Genomic DNA, 17147 nt, shown 5'->3' with positions numbered 1-17147 from the left:
GAGACCGTCCGTGGCAGCGGCGGCGCATTGGACTATGATTCGCGTTACGCGAATCAGAGATTGCGGATGCTATTTTCCACGCTGCGAACCTTGGTGAAGGTCGCCGTCGCTTCGCTTATCGTCGGCACCATCCTCTCGCATTTCGGCATCACCGCCGAGGCGCTGCTGCGTGAAGCTGGAGTCACGCCCGAGCGCGTGACCGAATATGGGCAGCGCGCCTGGGATTGGGCCGCGCCGAACCTGATGCTCGGCGCGATGGTAATCATCCCGGTCTGGTTCCTGGTCTTTTTGTTCCGGCCGCCGGGCGCGAAGAGCGAGTGAGCATTTCGGCTCGCCGCAAACTGGACGCCCGAGTCGATCAGGCCGCCTCCTCGCTCCCATCCTTGACCACCGAGAGCGCGTCGCTTCGCGCGCCGGTCGCGGCCGGCGCATCGGCACCGCTCCGCGTGACTTCACTTCCACCGCGCCGCTTCATGACGACACGGTCGCCCGGCGTCTTGTCGAGAACGAGGCGCGTCACATCCGGCCGTGCGTAATGCCCGGCCGGGTCGGCCGCCGCCTTCGCAAGCGCGATCATGCCGAGATCGATATCGGCGTAGACGAGCCCCTCCTCGGTCTCCGGCATCGGCGCATGCATCAACTGACCGTCCGGCGCGTAGATGGTTGCGAAGCCACCGCCCTGCAGAAGCAACTGCTTCTTCATGTCGTCGCCGCACAGCATCTCGATCATCTCCTTCGAGACCACCGCGCAGGGCGCGATGACGAAGCAGCCACCCTCGACCGCGTAGATACGGCTGGCAGCGTTATTGACTTCCGGCCCGAGCGCATAGGCGCCGCCGCGATACAGCGAGAAGCTCGGCCATGCCGCGATATGCACCTGCTCGTTCTGCGCATACATCGCGTATTTCGAGAGCGGCTGCAGATGCTCCCAACAGCACAGCGCGCCGACCCGGCCGAGCGGCGTGTCGAAAACGGTGAGATCGGAGCCGTCGCCTTCGCCATAAACGGTGCGTTCGACATGCGTCGGCTTCAGCTTGCGCCGCATCGCAATGGTTTCGCCGTCCGGCCCGATGATCCATTGCCCCATATAGAGCGAGCCGCCCTGCTTCTCGCTGTGGCCCATGACGACCATGATGTTGTCGTCCTTGGCGGCCTTGGCGATACGGTCGGCCTGCGGCGAGCCGTAGACCAGCGAATTGTCATGATAGCGCTGGACGAACTGCATGCCCCAGGCGGGTGAATCCAACCAGATGAACCACGGATAGCCGGGGATGAAGGTTTCCGGGAACGCGATCAGCGACGCGCCGTTTGCGGCCGCCTCCTCGATCAGCGCGACGCATTTGTCGACGGTCTTGTCGAGATCGAGAAAGACCGGCGCAGCCTGCACGGCGGCAGCCTTGAACTTCGGATGACTGACGGACATCGGCAACTCTCCCTGTGCAGCGGCGTTTCCGCCGCATCTCGGCGGACAGGATAGAGCCGCCCCATGCCTCCTGCTTGTTTCCGCCTCCCGCCGGACTTGACTGAGCGTCGCAACGCCGGGCGTCGATTTGCCTCATTTTTCGCGTGGACAGGTCGACGCGCGTTGCTACGCTTGGGCCCCATGCACAGGATGTGGTCCACAGACATTGTGGAAGCGCGCGACCGGCTCTCCTACTGGATCGAGGCGGTCTGCAACACCTATGTGCAGCTTGAATGCGATACACCGCAGCGCGATAGGGTCTTCAACGGTACCATCGAGGCTAACCGGCTTGCGACACTCGGGCTGTCGCGCGTGACATCGTCGCCGCAATGGGTGCGGCGCACGCCGCAGAAGATCGCACGCGCCACCGAGGACTATTTCCTCGTCAGCATCCAGACCAAAGGCCGCGGCAAGATCGTACAGGACGGTCGCATTGCCGATCTCGCGCCCGGCGACTTCGCGCTCTACGACTCGACACGGCCTTACGAACTGATTTTCGACGAACCGTTCCAGCAGCACGTGCTGCAGTTGCCCGGTGCCGTTCTGCGCGGCCGACTGCGCAACACCGAGACGCTGACCGCGCGCAAGGTTTGCGGCGACCGCGGCGCCGGGCATTTGATGATCGGCATGATCGAGACCCTCGCTGCCGATATCGACACGCTGGAAGCCGGGTCGGTTGCCGCCATCGCCGAGAGCGTCGAGAATATCCTGGTCGCCGGCTTGTGTTCGCTGCCCGGCACCGCCGATCCTGCTGTGTCGCAACTCACCGCCTACCATCGTGATCAGATCAAGACTTACGTCCTGCGCCACTTGCGCGATCCGCAATTGTCGGTGCAGGCGATCGCCGCGCATCTGCGATTGTCGTCGAGCACGATCTACCGGGCCTTCGCGGGCGAGCCGATTTCACTTAACAGCTGGATCTGGAACCAGCGTCTCGACGGCGCCAAGCGCGACGTCTGCGATCCCGCCCTTGCCGGCCGGACCATCACCGAGATCGCGTTCGGCTGGGGCTTCAACGATGCGGCGCATTTCAGCCGCATCTTCCGCGCGCGTTTCGGATGCTCGGCGAGGGAGCTGAGGGCGGAATGCATGCGGAAGGCCTGAGCCTTATCGCAACGGCGCGACGCGCGTCTCTTCTGTCTCGCCCGAATTGTAGCGCTTGGAGAGCAACGAGGCGGCGACCACCACGATCGCGACAAAGGCGATCATGATGGTGGAGATCGCGTTGATCTCCGGTTTTACGCCGAGCCGCACCTCGGAATAGATGCGGATCGGCAGGGTGGTGGCGCCGGGACCGGTGGTGAAGCTCGCGATCACCAGATCGTCCAGCGACAGCGTGAAGGCCAGCATGAAGCCCGCGAGCACGGCCGGCATGATCAGAGGCAGCGTGATCGTCAGGAAGGTGCGAAGCGGCTTGCACCCCAGATCCATAGCCGCTTCCTCCAGGCTCCAGTCGAACGACAGCAGCCGTGACTGCACGATTACGGCCACGAAACACATCGTCAGGGTGGTGTGCGCCAGCGTGGTGGTGAACATGCCGCGGTCGATATCGACCGCAACGAACAGCAGCAGCAGCGACAGACCGATAATCACCTCCGGCATCACCATAGGGGCATAGACCATCGCCGAGAACGGCAGCCGGCCGAGGAACCGGCCCATCCGCACCAGCGCAAGCGCGGCAAGGGTACCGAGGATCGTCGCCAGCAACGCGCTCATGAAGGCGATCCGGATGCTCACCCAGGCCGCCTGCAGGAGCGCGAAATCATCAAGCAGCGCGCGATACCAGCGCAGCGACCAGCCGCCCCAGACCGCGACCATCTTGGAGTCATTGAAGGAGTAGATGATCAGGATCGCGATCGGCAGATAGAGAAACACAAGTCCGAATGCGACCGATACGATGTTGAACGGAGACGTGCGGCGCTGCATCCTCACCTCCGCTCCAGCGCGCGCAACTGCACCGCCTGATAGAACAGGATCGGCACCAGCAGGATCGCCAGAAGCACGGTCGCCAGCGCCGACGCCACCGGCCAGTCCTTGTTGGAGAAGAATTCGGTCCACAGCGTCTGGCCGATAAACAAGGCGTCCGACCCGCCGAGCAGATCGGGAATCACGAACTCGCCGGTGATCGGGATGAAGCAGAGCAGCGAGCCAGCGATCACGCCAGGCAACGCGAGCGGCAGCGTCACCAGCCAGAACGCCTTCCAGCGCGGGCAGCCCAGGTCGGCGGCCGCCTCCAGCAGAGTCTCATCCATCTTCTCGAACGAGGCATAGAGCGGCAGCACCATGAACGGCAGATAGGAATAGACGATACCGATGAAGATCGCGGTGTCGGTGGCAAGCCAGGTCACCGGCTCTGCGATGATGCCGAGCGCGAGCAGCGCATCGTTGAACAGACCGTCGCGCTGCAAAATGTTGATCCAGGCATAGATGCGGATCAGGAACGCGGTCCAGAATGGCAGGATCACAGCGATGACAAGGATCGGCTGCAGCCGGCGCGGACTGCGCGCCATGCCATAGGCGATCGGGATTCCGATCGCGAGCAGGATCAGGGTCGATATCAACGCAAAGGTCAGGCTGCGCAGATAGGACGACAGATAGAGCCAGTCGCCGAGCAGCAGGCGGAAATTTTCAAAAGACAGCGCGCCGAAAAAGTCCTTAAGCCCCTGCCATCCTGCCGAGAGGTCGAAGACCGGACTGTAGGGTGGCTGCGCCAGTACGGTTTGCGACAGCGCAATGCGCAGCACGATCACAAACGGCACCAACAGGAAGACGATCAGCCAGACGTAGGGAATGCCGATCACGGCGCGGCGGTACCAGCGATCGAATGTTGCAGGCGCAGCCATTCGTCAGTCCTTCAACAACACGGCGGCGTCCGGCGCAAAGGTGAGCCAGGCCTCGTCGCCACGATGCAGCAGGCTCGATGCGCGGCGGTCCCGGTTCGCGACCGAGGCCTTCACGATTTGGCCGTGCTGATCGCGGATCTTGTAGACTGAAAGATCGCCAAGATAGGCAATGTCGACGACGTGACCGTGCAGCATGTTCGTTGCGCCCGCGGCGGGCTCGCGCGACAACTCGATCTTCTCCGGCCGGATGGCGACCGAGGCAGTCGTGCCGTCGTCGAAACCGTCCTTTCGCGTCACGATGAGCCGGCCGGCCTTGGTATCGATCGCGACAAGGTCGCCACGATGGCTCGAGATCGGACCCTCGAACAGGTTCACCTCGCCGATGAATTCGGCAACCCAACGAGTCTTCGGGTCCTCATAGATTTCGGCCGGGGTTCCGACCTGGACCAGCCTGCCCTCATGCATGACGCCGAGACGGCCGGCCATGGTCATCGCCTCTTCCTGATCATGGGTGACGATGATGAAGGTGAGGCCCAGGCGCTGCTGCAGCGCCATCAATTCGAACTGGGTCTCGTCGCGCAACTTCTTGTCCAGCGCACCGAGCGGCTCGTCGAGCAGGAACACCTTGGGCGATTTCGCGAGCGCTCGCGCGAGCGCTACCCGCTGGCGCTGGCCGCCGGACAATTGATGCGGCTTGCGATGGCCGAACTGCTCGAGCTTCACCAGCGCCAGCATCTCGGCGACGCGCTTGTCGATCGCGGACTTCGTCCAGCCTTCCTGTCGCAGCCCGAAGGCGACATTGCCGGCAACGCTGAGATGCGGGAACAGTGCATAGCTCTGGAACATCATGTTCACCGGCCGCTCATAAGGCGGCACGCCGACGATGTCCTGGCCGTCGAGACGCACTTCGCCCGCGTCCGGCGTCTCGAACCCGGCCAGCATGCGCAGCAGTGTTGTCTTGCCGCAGCCCGACGGTCCCAGCAGCGCGAAGAATTCCCCCTTAGCGATATCGAGTGAGACGTCGTTCACGGCCGTAAAGGAGCCGAAGCGCTTGGTCACGCCGGAAAAGCGGACCATTGGCGTTGTCAATTGTGGCCGGTCCGGAGCAATGGCCGGGTGATCGGGCATGATGAATTCCGAGAGGAGAAAGGACGATTCCGTTCCGCCTCGGAAGCTAGTCGGCTTGAGCGCGACGCTCAAGCCACTGCGGCGCGAAGGTTGCCGCGCGCCGCTCCAGACCGATCACCGCGCAGGCTTAGCCCAGCCAGGCCGGCTCCGGCGCGGCCTCGACCGTCTCGATGTTGCCGGCAATCTTGCGCGGCGCCGGACCGTAATAGTCGCCGATCCGCACCATCTCGCGCGGCTTGACCCGGATCGCAACGATGCGTTCGAAAATCGTCTTGGCCGAAACCGGCTTGCAGAGGAACTCGTTGACCCCCAGCCGCACCGCCTCGATGACCTTTTCCCGCTCGACCTGGCCGGTCAGCATGATGACGGGGATCGCGGGCACCGGGAATGTCAGCGGCGAACGGACGATGCGCATGAATTCCGCGCCGTTGATGTCGGGCATGTCCCAATCGAGAATGACGACGTCGGGATTGAGCGTGATGATCGCTTCGAGCCCGCTCACCCCATCCTGCGCATCGTAATAGGTTCTGATCCCGTTCGCCTGCAGAAGGCTGCGGATCACCTTGCGCATATAATAATCGTCGTCGACGACCAGGACGCGCGTCGACCGTACGAGTTCCTGGATGCCTTTCGCAGAATAAGACTTCACGCGCTCACCGTGTCTCTATCGATTTTGATTTTTTTGAATTGAGCATTGTCGGGTTTCGGCGCCCTGAAACATGCGCCGACAATTTGAATCGATTAACCGACAAGCGGAACCGTCCGTCACCGCCGCGTCAGTGTTCGATCAACGGCTTCGCGCCAGCCCTGCCATTTTCGCTCGCGGACGGCACTCCCCATCTGCGGTTCAAACCGCCGGTCCCGGCGCCAGGCGGCCGCGAAGCCATCAAAATCGGGACAGATTCCGGTCGCCAGGCCGGCGAGATAGGCGGCGCCCAGCGCGGTTGTTTCCATGATCTGCGGGCGGTCGACCGGCGCGTTCAGGATGTCGGCGAGAAATTGCATGGCTGTGTTGCTGGCGCTCATGCCGCCATCGACGCGCAGCACCGTGCCGGCGGCGGCCGGCCAGTCGGCATGCATGGCCTCGATCAGGTCGCGGGTCTGGTAGCCGACCGCCTCGAGCGCCGCGCGCGCGAACTCGGCCGCACCGGAATTGCGGGTCAGACCGAACATGGCACCGCGCGCCTGGGCGTCCCAATAGGGCGCGCCGAGCCCGACAAAGGCCGGCACCAGATAGACCTGCTCGGCCGGATCGCTGCGCGCCGCCAGCGCATCGGTGTCCGACGATGCCGCAATCAGTTTCAGCCCGTCGCGCAGCCATTGCACGGCAGCGCCCGCGACGAAGATGGCGCCCTCCAGCGCATAGGTGCGCTTTCCGCCGATCTGATAGGCGATCGTGGTCAGCAGCCGGTTGTGTGAGGCCACCGCACGGTCCCCGGTATTGAGCAGCGCGAAACAGCCGGTTCCATAAGTCGATTTCATCATGCCGGGCGTGAAACAGGCCTGCCCAATGGTCGCCGCCTGCTGGTCGCCGGCAACGCCACGGATCGGGATCGCGCCGCCCAGGATTGCGGTCGTGCCGTAATGTCCGGTGCAGTCCATCACATCCGGCAGCAGTGCCAGCGGAATGCGAAACAGGTCCGCGAGTTCCGCATCCCACTGGCCGGTATGGATGTCGAACAGCAGCGTACGCGCGGCGTTCGTCGCGTCGGTTGCGTGCACGCGCCCGCTGGTCAGCCGGTAGACCAGATAGCTGTCGACGGTGCCAAAGGCGAGTTGGCCCGCTTCCGCCGCCTCGCGTGCACCGGAAACGCTATCGAGCAGCCACGCGATCTTGGTCGCGGAAAAATACGGGTCGAGCACAAGCCCGGTCCTGGCCGCAATCGCCGCTTCATGTCCTGCTGCACGCAGCGCCGCGCAGATGTTCTCGGTGCGGCGGTCCTGCCAGACGATGGCGTTGTGGATCGGCTTGCCGGTGCCGCGATCCCAGATCAGCGTAGTCTCGCGCTGGTTGGTGATCCCGATGGCGGCGATGTCGCCTGCGGTGAGGCCAGCCCGGCCGACCGCATCCGCCACCGTGGCGGTGACGCTCCGCCAGATGTCCTCCGGATCGTGCTCGACCTGACCCGGCGCGGGGTAGATCTGGCGGAATTCCTGCTGCGCCATTGCCAGCGGCCGCAGCGTATCGTCGAAGACAATGGCCCGTGTCGAGGTGGTGCCCTGGTCGATTGCGAGAACGGCCATGTCAGGTCACCATGTCAGGTCACGAGTCGCAGCGCCGGCAATGGCGACATGAAACGCTGCAAGGCTGCTCGCTCGATATCCGAAACCCGCAATCCAAGTTTGCTCCGGCGCCACAAGACGTCATCGGCGTCGACCGCAAATTCCTTCGTCATCAGATAGCGGACTTCGGCTTCGGTGAGATCGGCACCGAAGCTCATGCCAAGATCGGCATAGCTTCCGGCCGTGCCCAGAATATCTCCGATCCGGGTGCCGTAAGCGCGCACCAGACGCAGGGCATGCTGCTCCTGCAAAAACGGCCAGGTGCGGAGCGCCTGCGCAACCTGCGTCTCCACGCCGTTATACGGAAAGTCGCCGCCGGGCAGCGGTGCGCCTGCCGTCCATGGCCGGCTGGGCGCGAACACATCGGCCATCTTTTTCAGCGCGGCTTCCGCAACCCTGCGATAGGTCGTGATCTTGCCGCCATAGACGGTGAGCAGCGGCGCATTCCCGAAGTTTTTGTCGAAGGCGAGATGATAGTCGCGCGTGACCTCTTCCGGCTTTTTCGATCCGTCATCGTAGAGCGAGCGCACGCCGGCGAAAGCCCAGACGATATCGTCCGGGGTGACGGGCTGCCGGAAATAGCGCGACGCGGTCTCGCAGAGATAGGCGATCTCCGCACCTGACGGAGCAACCCCGGCTGGATCGCCCTGGAAATTCTCGTCGGTTGTGCCGATCAGCGTGTAGTCGCGCTCATACGGTAGCGCGAACACGACGCGACGATCCGGATTCTGGAAGATGTAGCCGGTATCGTGATCGAACAGCTTCGGCACCACGATATGGCTGCCCTTGACCAGACGGACGCGCGCAGGCCCGGCTACACGGATGACGGTTTCCGCCACCAGTCCGGCCCAGGGGCCAGCGGCGTTCACCAACGCCCGTGCCGTCACCACGTCACGGCGTCCTCGGGCATTCAGGATCAGCCGCCATTCCTCGCCCCGTTCGGCACGCACGCATTTTGTTCGGGTGCGGATGCTGGCGCCGCGTTCGGCGGCATCAAGCGCGTTGAGAACCACGAGACGGGTATCGTCGACCCAGCAATCGGAATACAGAAAGCCATATTGGTAGGCCCGCTTCAGCGGAGTGCCGAGCACATTGTGGATGAGATCGACGGTGCGGGTCGGCGGCAGGATTTTGCGGCCGCCGAGATGGTCGTAGAGGAAGAGGCCAAACCGCAGCAGCAGCGGCGAGCGCATCTCCGACTGCGGCGGCAGGAGAAACCGCAGCGGCCGGATGATATGCGGCGCGTTGCGGAGCAGGACCTCGCGCTCCTTCAGCGCCTCGCGCACCAGCAAAAACTTGCCGTGTTCGAGATAGCGCAGTCCGCCGTGGACCAGCTTGGTCGAGGCCGACGAGGTTCCGGAGGCCAGGTCGGCCTGCTCGACCAGCAGCACCCGCAAGCCCCGGCCTGCGGCATCGCGGGCGATCCCCGCCCCGTTGACGCCGCCCCCAATGATGGCGAGGTCGAAATCGGCCATCGCTCGTCGTTCCCTCCGGCAGCACCAGTCCGTTGCGGCGGCCAGCCACCGACTCTAGCGGAGTTCGGATGCCGCGCACTAGCGGCGGGCTCGCAAAATGGCCTCAAATCCCTATATAAATGAACAGCCTGCTTCCCCCGGCAGGCGTCGTGACGGATTTTCAATGCCTGCCCCCCGCCTGCTTGTCATCGAGGGAAATACCGCCGACGGACGTAGCCTTCTGAAGGCCGCCGGCGGGGCCGCGCCGAGCGAGGGCTATGCGGAACTGCTGCGCGAGTTCCTGCAGCGGGCGACGGTGGATATCTGCTATCCGGCCGATCCGGGCGCCAATCTCCCCGACGGCGGCGGTCTTGAATCGTATGACGGCGTGGTGATTACGGGCTCCGCTCTGCACGTCTATGACCGCGGCCCCCATATCGATCCGCAGATCGAACTGGCGCGGGCGGTGTTCGATTCCTCAACACCATTATTCGGAAGCTGCTGGGGCCTTCAGATCATCACGACGGCGGCGGGCGGCAGCGTGCGCCGCAACCCGAAGGGCCGCGAGATCGGCTTCGGCCGCCGCATCCGCCTCACCGCCTCCGGGCGCGGTCATCCGGTCTTTGCCGGCAAGGATGAGGTGTTCGACGCGGTGACGATCCATCTCGACGAGGTGGAGACCCTCGCCCCAAACATGCAGGTTCTGGCGCTGAACGCCTTCTCCGCCGTGCAGGCGGCGGAGGTGAAGGTCAATGGCTGCACCGCCTGGGGCGTGCAATATCATCCGGAATATTCGCTGGCCGACATCGCCGCGAGCTTCCGGCGTCACGGCAAGCGGCTGATCGAGGAACGTTTCTTCAACAACGATGACGAACTGCACGATTATGCGGAGACGGTAGCGGTGCTGCACGACAAGCCGAACGACAAGCCGCGCGCCTGGCGACTCGGCCTCGACTCGACCGTGCTCGACAAGAATTTCCGGACCCGCGAAGTGCGCAACTGGATCCACCATCAGGTGCTGCCGACCCGCAGCCAGCGCGGCCGGGAGTAGCGCTTGGACTTTCGGAACCGTCATGTGGTTGTCACCGGCGGGACCGGCGCACTCGGAACTGCGGTGACCGCCGCCCTGCTCGATCGCGGCGCGATCTGCCACATCCCGACCCGCGGCAGCGACGATGCGCACGGTTTTGCCCATGCCACCCATGAGCGCGTGCGGCTCTATCCATCAGTCGACCTCTCCGACCAGGACCAGACCGATTTGTTTTATTCCAAAGTCGGCACCCTGTGGGCATCGATCCATCTCGCCGGCGGCTTCGCCGCGAAGCGGCTCAAGGACAGCGGCAAAACTGATCTGATGGCCCAGCTCGACACCAATATCGTGAGCTGCTTCCTGTGTTGCCGCGCCGCCCTGACGGCATTTGGCGCGGACGGCGGCCGGATCGTGAATGTCGCCGCGCGTCCGGCGCTGGAGCCGCGGACCGGCGCCGGCATGACTGCCTATACAATCGCCAAATCCGGTGTGGCGGCGCTCACGATGGCGCTGGCGGAAGAAGTCGCCAGGGACGGGGTTCTCGTAAACGCGGTCGCCCCCTCGATCATGGATACTCCCGCTAATCGCAAAGCGATGCCGAAAGCCGATCATGCCCTTTGGCCCAAAGTCGGACAGGTGGCAGCGACGATCCTGTTTCTTGCGTCCCCTGAAAATACTGTCACGCGAGGCGGCATCGTTCCGGTCTATGGACGCTCGTAACCGCCGTGCGGAGGAGTATGATCCGCCGCGCAATTCACGACCTGATACCGCGGAATGGCCGCGGCCCTGAGTAAAATCCCTGGAGAAGAGTGTATGAACGTGTCGGCCCTGGTTTCGCGCACCGCAATGGTGTCTTGCTTGTCCGCGGTGGTTGCGATGAATGTCGCGCTCGCACAACCGGCGCAGAAGCCGTTCGAGCCGACGGTCGGCCAGGACGGCAAGGACGTGATTTGGGTGCCGACGCCACAGGCGCTGGTCGACAAGATGCTCGACATGGCCAAGGTGACGGCGGCCGACAATCTCGTCGATCTCGGCTCCGGCGACGGCCGCACCGTGATCACCGCGGCAAAGCGCGGGGCCACCGCCCGCGGCATCGAGTTCAACCCGAAGATGGTCGAGCTGTCGAAATACAATGCCGAGCAGGAAGGCGTGGCCGGCAAGGCGACATTCGAGAACGCGGACATCTTCAAGTCCGATTTTTCCAAGGCCGACGTGGTCACGATGTTCCTGCTCACCAGCCTGAATGCCAAGCTGCGGCCGACCATCCTCGACATGAAGCCCGGCACGCGCGTGGTCTCGAACACCTTCGACATGGGCGACTGGAAGGCCGATGAAGAAGCGGTCGTGACCGAGGGCTGTACGTCCTATTGCAAAGCCTATTTCTGGATCGTGCCGGCCAAGGTCGATGGCGCATGGGCGACGGAAAAGGGCGAACTGACGCTGAAGCAGACCTACCAGAATTTCACCGGCACGCTGAAGAACGGCAATGTCATCACCCCGATCACGGACGGAAAGCTGAAGGGCAACGACATCACCTTCACCGCGGGCGGCACCGAATATACCGGCAAGGTCAACGGCTCGACGATCGAGGGCACCACCAAGTCCGGCGACACATGGCAAGCCAAGCGCGGCGCCTGATCGCCACGGAGAATAGACACATGACGTTCATGACTTACGCGGCGCGGATTGCGGCGCTTTCATCATTTTCGGTCGCACTGACGCTGCAGATTGCGATCGCGCAGCCGGCCGAGGCGGACAAGCCGTTCGAGCCGACCGTCGGGCAACAGGGCAAGGATGTCGTGTGGGTCCCCACCCCGCAAGCCCTGGTCGACAAGATGCTCGACATGGCCAAGCTCACGCCCAACGACATCCATTACGATCTCGGTTCGGGCGATGGTCGCACCGTGATCACTGCGGCGAAGCGCGGCGCCACTGCGTTCGGCGTGGAATACAATCCGAAGATGGTCGAACTGTCGCGCGCCAATGCCGAGAAGGAGGGCGTGACCGGCAAGGCCACGTTCGTCCAGGGCGACATCTTCCAGACCGACTTTTCAAAGGCGACCGTCATCACGCTGTTCCTGCTGCCGGACCTGAACGAGCGGCTTCGCCCAACCATTCTTGACATGAAGCCGGGCACGCGCGTGGTCTCGAATTCGTTTTCCATGGGCAATTGGCAGCCGGACGAACGCGCCGAAGTCACCGAAGACTGCAGGGGCTATTGCCGCGCATTGCTATGGATCGTGCCGGCCAAGGTCGACGGCGACTGGACGATCGAACGCGGCACCAGTTCGAGCGCGCTTGCGCTCAAGCAGGAATTTCAGAAAGTCAGCGGCACGATTTCGAACGGCAATGTCATCACGCCGGTTACCGACGGCAAGCTGAATGGCGACCAGATCGCCTTCACAGCCGCCGGCGTCGAATATACCGGCAAGGTCGACGGCGACACCATCGCCGGCACGACCAAGTCCGGCGAGACTTGGCAGGCGAAACGCGGCTCTCCGGCCGTCACCGCACAGGCTCCGCAGCCAGCAGCCCCGCGAGCCGCCGCTCCCGAAGCTCCAGCTCCTCGGGCAGCGCCCGAGACGGCGGCTGCGAAAGCCGCCGAGGCCCCCGCGGCCAAAGGCGAGCAGCCGCCCTTCGTTCCGGAGGTCAGCCAGGACGGCAAGGACGTCGTCTGGTGGCCGACTGCCAATACGCTAGTCAACAAGATGCTGGACCTGGCCGAGCTAACGCCCAAGGACAAGTTGATCGATCTCGGCTCGGGCGATGGCCGCACCGTGATCACGGCGGCGCAGCGTGGATCCACCGCGCTCGGGATTGAGTACAATCCGAAGATGGTCGAACTGTCGCGCTTCAATGCCAAGAAGGCCGGCGTCAGCGAAAAGGCCACCTTCCGCCGCGGCGATATCTTCAAGACCAACTTCCAGAATGCCGACGTGCTGACGCTGTTCCTGCTGCCGGAGCTGAACGAAAGGCTTCGCCCCACCATCCTGCGGATGAGGCCGGGAACGCGGGTCGTCTCGAACTCCTTCGAGATGGGCGACTGGGAGCCGGACCAGGTTGCGGAAGTCGAAAACGACTGCCAGACCTATTGCAAGGCGCTGCTGTGGATCGTGCCGCCTCGGATCGAGGGTCGTTGGCGCATGGGGCGCAACACCATCACGATCAAGCAGAAATACCAGACCTTCACCGGCACCATGCGGCGCGGCAGAACGGCTACGCCGATCACCGACGGCAAGCTGAATGGCAATGAGATCACGTTCACGGCAGGCGGAACCGAATATCGCGGCAAGGTGGACGGCCGCAGGATCGAAGGCGTGACCGCAACCGGTCAAAAATGGAACGCGAGACGCGCGTGAGCGCGCTTCGACAATCCATGGCGCGAAGCATGCGGCTGGCGACGGCCGTATGCCTTGCGATCTGCCTTTCGCAACCGGCGGCACTTGCGCAAACGGCACAGCGGCCGGCCAAACCTCTGGTCGGGCAGCCGGGCAAGGATGCGATCTGGGTGCCGACACCGAGCGCCTTGATCGAGATGATGCTCGATCTCGCCAAGGTCACCGCAGCGGACCGCGTGGTGGATCTCGGTTCCGGCGACGGGCGGGCGGTGATTGCCGCCGCCAAACGCGGCGCCAACGCGCGCGGCATCGAATTCGACGCAAACCTCGTTGCGGTCGCAACCGCGAATGCGGCCAAGGAGGGCGTCGGCGACAAGGCGACATTCGAACGCGCCGACATGTTCGCCACCGATTTTTCGAACGCCACGGTGGTGGTGCTGTTCCTCCTCCCCGATCTCAATATCAAACTGCGTCCGTCCATCCTCAACATGAAGCCCGGAACCCGCGTGGTCTCCAACACGTTCGAGATGGGCGGATGGATGCCTGACCAGGTCGAGTCGCTGCGTGAGGAATGCGATTTCTTCTTCTGCAAGGCGCTGTTGTGGATAGTACCGGCGAAGGTCGATGGCGACTGGACCATCGAGACAAACGGCAATGCCGGCAAACTATCGCTCAAACAGCAGTTCCAGACCTTCTCCGGCACGATCACGAACGGGGACGCGATCGTGCCGTTCACCGACGGACGGCTGGTGGCGGACGAACTGACATTCACTGCGGGCGGCGTCTCCTATTCCGGCAAAGTCCGCGGCAATCTCATTGAAGGCACCACCAAGTCCGGTACAACATGGCAAGCGAAGCGCGGCAGCTGACCGCAGCGAAGGAGAGTATAATGCAGGCGTTCAGATATTCCGTGCGGGTGATGACGGGCTCCTGCGTTTCGGCTGTAGTGGCGCTCAATTGCGCAATCGCGCAGCCCGCTCCCGCGTTCGAGCCGAAAGTCGGACAGCGCGGCAAGGACGTGGTCTGGGTGCCGACCAATCAGAACCTCGTCGACAAGATGCTCGACATGGCCAAGGTCACCGCGGACGATTACGTGATCGACCTCGGCTCCGGCGACGGCCGCACCGTGATCACCGCGGCCAAGCGCGGCGCCACGGCGAAGGGCATCGAATACAATCCGGACATGGTCGCCTTGTCGAAGCAGAATGCCGAGAAGGAAGGCGTGAGCGCCAAGGCCACTTTCGAGAAGGCCGACATTTTCGAAAGCGATTTCTCCAAGGCGACCGTCATCACGATGTTTCTGTTGCCGTCGCTCAACGTCAAGCTGCGTCCCATATTGCTGAACATGAAGCCCGGTACCCGTTTGGTGTCGAACTCCTTCGACATGGGCGATTGGCGGGCGGACCAGACGGTCTCGCTAAACGGCGGCGAGGTCTGCACCTCGCACTGCACCGCCTATTTCTGGCTGGTGCCGGCCAAGGTTCAGGGCAGCTGGAAGACGCCGGAGGGTGAACTGACGCTCGAGCAGACCTATCAGGACGTCAAGGGCACGCTGAAGAACGGCAACGTCATCACGCCGGTGACGGAAGGCAAGCTGACCGGCGACCAGATCGCATTCACCGCCGGCGGCACGCGCTATACCGGCGCAGTTACCGAAAAGGCGATCACCGGCAAGGCCAATAGCGGCGGCAAGGAGACAGACTGGACGGCGACGCGGTAGACGCGGCGCGCGTTCAGGCCTTCAGCCGATAGCCGGTGCGGAAAATCCACCATACCGCAACGAGGCAGCCGACCAGAAATGCCAGCGTCATGCCGAGGCTGACGCTGACATTGACATCGGAGACTTCGAAGAAGCTCCAGCGGAAGCCCGAAATCAGATACACAACCGGGTTGAAAAGGCTCACGGTCTGCCAGAATGGCGGCAGCACATCGATCGAGTAGAAGCTGCCGCCCAGAAAGGTGAGCGGCGTGATGATCAAGAGCGGCACCACCTGGAGCTTCTCAAAGCCATCAGCCCAGATGCCGATGATGAAGCCGAGCAAACTGAAGGTCACGGCCGTCAATACCAGGAACGACACCATCCAGACCGGATGGGCGATCTTCAGCGGCACAAAGAAACCCGCAGTTACCAGCACGATGGCGCCGAGGATGATCGACTTGGTCGCCGCCGCACCGACATAGCCGATCACGATCTCGATGAACGACACCGGCGCCGACAGGATTTCATAGATCGTGCCGACAAAGCGCGGAAAGTAGATGCCGAACGACGCATTCATCACGCTCTGCGTGAGCAGCATCATCATCACGAGGCCGGGCACGATGAAGGCGCCGTAGTCGACGCCATTGACCTCCTGGATGCGCGAGCCGATGGCGGCGCCGAACACCACGAAATAGAGCGAAGTCGAGATCACCGGCGAGAGGATGCTCCCCATCGGCGTACGCCAGGTGCGCGCCATCTCGAATCTGTAGATCGCAAGAATCGCCCGCCAGTTCATTTGCGCTCCACCAGTCCGACGAAAATATCCTCCAGCGAGGATTGCTCGGTCTGCAGATCCCGAAAACGGATATTCGCGGCGTTGAGGTCGGACAAAAGCGCGGTGATGCCGGTGCGTTCGCCCTTGGTGTCGTAGGCATAGACCAGCTCGGTGCCGTCGTTCACCAGGGCAAGCCCATATTTCGCAAGCGGCTCCGGCACCGCATCGAGCGGCTTGTGCAACTGAACGGTGAGTTTCTTCTTGCCGAGCTTGCGCATCAGTTCGGCCTTGTCCTCGACCAGCACGATCTCGCCTTTCGAGATCACGCCGACGCGGTCGGCCATGTCTTCGGCTTCCTCGATATAGTGGGTGGTGAGAATGATAGTGACGCCGGAAGCCCGCAACTCGCGCACGACCTGCCACATGTCCTTGCGCAGCGCGACATCGACGCCGGCGGTCGGCTCGTCGAGGAACAGGATGCGCGGCTCGTGCGACAGCGCCTTGGCGATCATCACACGACGCTTCATGCCGCCAGACAGGGTCAGGATCTTGGAATCCTTTTTGTCCCACAACGACAGCGACTTGAGGATTTTTTCGATATAGGCCGGGTCCTTCGGCTTGCCGAACAGGCCCCGGCTGAAGCTGACGGTGGCCCATACCGTCTCGAACGAGTCGGTGTGCAATTCCTGCGGCACCAGCCCGATCATCGCGCGCGCGGGGCGGAAATCCTCGACAATGTCATGGCCGCCGACGGTCACCTTGCCAGTGCTGGCATTAATCAGGCCACAGACGATGCCGATCAGCGTGGTCTTACCAGCGCCGTTGGGGCCGAGCAGCGCAAAAATCTCGCCGGCGCGGATGTCCAGCGAAACGCTCTTCAGCGCCTGAAAGCCGGTTGCGTAGGTCTTGGACAGATTCTGGATCGAGATGACAGAAGACATGTATGTGGGCCTTGCAGCGGCGATGTAGTGGTTTCTCGCCAGAACGGAAGAGCAATCCCGGTTCGGCCAAAAATTGAACGAAAAACCCACGATGCGGGACACTTTCTTCGCCTGCGACATAGTCTTGGCAGGCCCGGGCGGTCAATCCGTGGTAATTCGATTCCAACGAAACGTCACAACAAGACCACAGAAGG

Annotated in this window: 17 protein-coding genes; 8 read left to right on the top strand and 9 right to left on the bottom strand. The window is 63.1% G+C overall.

The annotated features are described in order from the left end of the window. Positions 1 to 66 precede the first annotated feature (66 nt). The gene (locus AC5I5I_RS21885; protein ID WP_495976583.1) at positions 67 to 321 is read left to right on the top strand and encodes a DUF6460 domain-containing protein; all 255 of its coding nucleotides are present in this window, start codon (positions 67 to 69) and stop codon (positions 319 to 321) included. Positions 322 to 358: 37 nt separating this feature from the next. Here the strand turns inward: AC5I5I_RS21885 and AC5I5I_RS21880 are convergent, their stop codons facing one another. Then, positions 359 to 1423, bottom strand: coding sequence for a carbon-nitrogen hydrolase family protein (locus tag AC5I5I_RS21880; RefSeq protein ID WP_495976581.1), 1065 nt, complete (start codon positions 1421 to 1423; stop codon positions 359 to 361). A 189-nt stretch (positions 1424 to 1612) separates the two neighbouring features. On the opposite strand from AC5I5I_RS21880, the gene AC5I5I_RS21875 reads away from it, so the two are divergent. Continuing rightward, on the top strand, positions 1613 to 2566 hold the full coding sequence (locus AC5I5I_RS21875) for an AraC-like ligand-binding domain-containing protein (RefSeq protein ID WP_495976579.1): 954 nt from the start codon (positions 1613 to 1615) through the stop codon (positions 2564 to 2566). Positions 2567 to 2569: 3 nt separating this feature from the next. Here AC5I5I_RS21875 and AC5I5I_RS21870 read toward each other — a convergent pair whose 3' ends face one another. The 6 genes from AC5I5I_RS21870 to AC5I5I_RS21845 form a co-directional block, all read right to left on the bottom strand. Further along, positions 2570 to 3388, bottom strand: a complete 819-nt coding sequence (locus AC5I5I_RS21870) for an ABC transporter permease (protein ID WP_495976577.1) — start codon at positions 3386 to 3388, stop codon at positions 2570 to 2572. Between the two features lie 2 nt (positions 3389 to 3390). Then, complete coding sequence (locus AC5I5I_RS21865; protein ID WP_495976574.1) at positions 3391 to 4305, bottom strand: ABC transporter permease; 915 nt, start codon at positions 4303 to 4305, stop codon at positions 3391 to 3393. 3 nt (positions 4306 to 4308) lie between these two features. Beyond that, positions 4309 to 5433: an ABC transporter ATP-binding protein gene (locus tag AC5I5I_RS21860; protein WP_495976572.1), complete on the bottom strand. Its 1125-nt coding sequence runs from the start codon at positions 5431 to 5433 to the stop codon at positions 4309 to 4311. A 127-nt stretch (positions 5434 to 5560) separates the two neighbouring features. After that, positions 5561 to 6082, bottom strand: a complete 522-nt coding sequence (locus tag AC5I5I_RS21855) for a response regulator (RefSeq protein WP_495976570.1) — start codon at positions 6080 to 6082, stop codon at positions 5561 to 5563. Positions 6083 to 6198: 116 nt separating this feature from the next. Continuing rightward, entirely contained in the window at positions 6199 to 7677 is a 1479-nt protein-coding gene (gene glpK / locus AC5I5I_RS21850) for a glycerol kinase GlpK (RefSeq protein WP_495976568.1), read from the bottom strand. Positions 7678 to 7691: 14 nt separating this feature from the next. Next, a complete protein-coding gene (locus AC5I5I_RS21845; protein ID WP_495976566.1) occupies positions 7692 to 9191 on the bottom strand; it encodes a glycerol-3-phosphate dehydrogenase in 1500 nt (499 codons plus the stop codon). A 163-nt stretch (positions 9192 to 9354) separates the two neighbouring features. On the opposite strand from AC5I5I_RS21845, the gene AC5I5I_RS21840 reads away from it, so the two are divergent. The 6 genes from AC5I5I_RS21840 (at position 9355) to AC5I5I_RS21815 (ending at position 15258) form a co-directional block, all read left to right on the top strand. After that, positions 9355 to 10221, top strand: coding sequence for a type 1 glutamine amidotransferase (locus AC5I5I_RS21840; protein ID WP_495976564.1), 867 nt, complete (start codon positions 9355 to 9357; stop codon positions 10219 to 10221). Between the two features lie 3 nt (positions 10222 to 10224). Next, positions 10225 to 10920, top strand: coding sequence for an SDR family NAD(P)-dependent oxidoreductase (locus AC5I5I_RS21835; protein ID WP_495976562.1), 696 nt, complete (start codon positions 10225 to 10227; stop codon positions 10918 to 10920). 93 nt (positions 10921 to 11013) lie between these two features. Beyond that, a complete protein-coding gene (locus AC5I5I_RS21830) occupies positions 11014 to 11838 on the top strand; it encodes an SAM-dependent methyltransferase (RefSeq protein ID WP_495976560.1) in 825 nt (274 codons plus the stop codon). 20 nt (positions 11839 to 11858) lie between these two features. After that, complete coding sequence (locus AC5I5I_RS21825) at positions 11859 to 13559, top strand: class I SAM-dependent methyltransferase (RefSeq protein WP_495976559.1); 1701 nt, start codon at positions 11859 to 11861, stop codon at positions 13557 to 13559. Continuing rightward, on the top strand, positions 13556 to 14407 hold the full coding sequence (locus tag AC5I5I_RS21820; protein WP_495976558.1) for a class I SAM-dependent methyltransferase: 852 nt from the start codon (positions 13556 to 13558) through the stop codon (positions 14405 to 14407). Before AC5I5I_RS21825 ends, AC5I5I_RS21820 begins: the two co-directional genes overlap by 4 nt. Positions 14408 to 14427: 20 nt before the next feature. Continuing rightward, a complete protein-coding gene (locus AC5I5I_RS21815; RefSeq protein ID WP_495758532.1) occupies positions 14428 to 15258 on the top strand; it encodes an SAM-dependent methyltransferase in 831 nt (276 codons plus the stop codon). Positions 15259 to 15271: 13 nt separating this feature from the next. On the opposite strand, the gene AC5I5I_RS21810 is transcribed toward AC5I5I_RS21815, so the two are convergent. Continuing rightward, positions 15272 to 16033, bottom strand: coding sequence for an ABC transporter permease (locus AC5I5I_RS21810; RefSeq protein ID WP_495976557.1), 762 nt, complete (start codon positions 16031 to 16033; stop codon positions 15272 to 15274). Continuing rightward, positions 16030 to 16953 (bottom strand): ABC transporter ATP-binding protein, encoded by a 924-nt coding sequence (locus tag AC5I5I_RS21805; RefSeq protein WP_495976556.1) that lies wholly within the window; start codon positions 16951 to 16953, stop codon positions 16030 to 16032. The genes AC5I5I_RS21810 and AC5I5I_RS21805 overlap by 4 nt, the downstream gene beginning before the upstream one ends. Between the last annotated feature and the right edge of the window lie 194 nt (positions 16954 to 17147).

The sequence above is a fragment of the Pseudorhodoplanes sp. genome, from assembly GCF_059499825.1.
The sequence above is the reverse complement of the archived record's forward strand: the minus strand, read 5'-3'. Positions and strand labels throughout refer to the sequence as shown.